This is a genomic window from Shewanella sp. 11B5 (genome assembly GCF_002836795.1).
Taxonomy (GTDB): Bacteria; Pseudomonadota; Gammaproteobacteria; order Enterobacterales; family Shewanellaceae; genus Shewanella; species Shewanella frigidimarina.
Genome location: NZ_PJAP01000058.1, coordinates 1 through 1,410 on the forward strand (window position 1 = coordinate 1; position 1,410 = coordinate 1,410).

A 1,410-nucleotide genomic window follows, 5' to 3' on the forward strand; every position below is an offset into this window, starting at 1 on the left:
TTTTATTAGAATTTTCCATGTTTGTTCATCCTTAAACGTGGTCAGCTGCGTCCTGCAGTAACATTAAGGTAGTATAGAAAACAACCAACAGCTTCGCCGAGAAATATCTTTTCATAAATACGTAAAATAGCCGCGACAATTAGCTTCGCTTTCAAGTAAGATATTTAGATGATGTTAGAGAGTATATAAACTGTAATCAGCACATATGCTTAATCAAACTCTGCACCGGATAATGAACGTTTATCAAACATTTTTTTGTCCGGGGAACTAGGTGCATTGACGAGTTAATATACCTATTGTAAGCCTGATGGCTAGTTCGATATTGCAGACTTGAAATAAACCATTTTCTTATCGATTTATCCCATCTCTTATCCCGAGTTGAGGTTAATCAAAAACTTAGCCGATGACAGGAGTATTTAATGAAAAAAGTCGAAGCGATTATTAAACCGTTTAAACTTGATGATGTGCGTGAGTCACTTGCTGAAATTGGCATTACTGGTATGACAGTATCAGAGGTCAAAGGCTTTGGACGTCAGAAAGGCCACACAGAGCTTTATCGTGGTGCAGAATATATGGTTGATTTTTTACCTAAGGTAAAAATTGAATTAGTAATCCAAGATGACATTCTGGAACGTGCGATTGATGTTATCGTTGATATAGCCAGAACAGGTAAAATTGGTGACGGTAAAATATTTGTAACTGATATTGAACGCGTGATTCGTATTCGTACCGGCGAAGAAAATGAAGAAGCAGTATAAGGCCCATAAGGGCCTTTTTTTATAACTATAAACACAGTGTGACGAAGTTATTGGCATAAGGTAATTTTGAGGTAATGTATGGTTCAACGAATTGTTATTGTGGGTGGTGGGGCTGCAGGGCTGGCATTGGCTTCAAAGTTGGGCCGCAAATTTGGTAAAAATCCGTTAATCGATATTAGTTTGATTGATAAGAATACCGTTCACATCTGGAAACCTAAATTACATGAAGTCGCTGTTGGTGTTATAGATCAATCAATCGAAGGCCTACAATATCGAGATCACGGATTAAAAAATGGTTACCGCTATATTCGTGGTGCCATTGAGCAATGTGATCCGAGTACTAAAACAATCCAACTTGCTCCAGTGTTTAACGATGAAGGCGAGATGATCATTGCCGCGCGCAATATTGAATACGATACTCTTGTTCTAGCATTAGGAGGAGTATCAAATAGCTTTAATACACCAGGAGCCGAAAAACACTGTATTTTTTTAGACAGTCTAGACAGTGCGAATCTGTTTCATCATAAGTTGATGGATGCGTTGTTACAGCTTAATGAAACCCAAGACCAATTAGGTATTGGCATTGTTGGTGCGGGTGCTACAGGTGTCGAGCTTGCCGCTGAACTCCATCATGTTATTGAATCAGTAAGAG

General features: G+C 38.6%; 2 protein-coding genes. Both read left to right on the forward strand.

Features of this window, described 5'->3' with window-relative positions; genetic code table 11:
* The first annotated feature begins 419 nt into the window (after positions 1 to 419).
* Complete coding sequence (locus tag CXF78_RS00475; protein ID WP_011638327.1) at positions 420 to 758, forward strand: P-II family nitrogen regulator; 339 nt, start codon at positions 420 to 422, stop codon at positions 756 to 758.
* A gap of 78 nt (positions 759 to 836) precedes the next feature.
* Positions 837 to 1,410, forward strand: a 574-nt coding sequence (locus CXF78_RS00480) for an NAD(P)/FAD-dependent oxidoreductase (RefSeq protein ID WP_180957002.1), incomplete at its 3' end; no start/stop codon positions are given.

What these genes read in the sequence shown, in the direction of transcription:
- CXF78_RS00475 (WP_011638327.1), top strand. Translation starts at nt 420, where the DNA reads ATGAAAAAAGTCGAAGCGATTATTAAACCGTTTAAACTTGATGATGTG.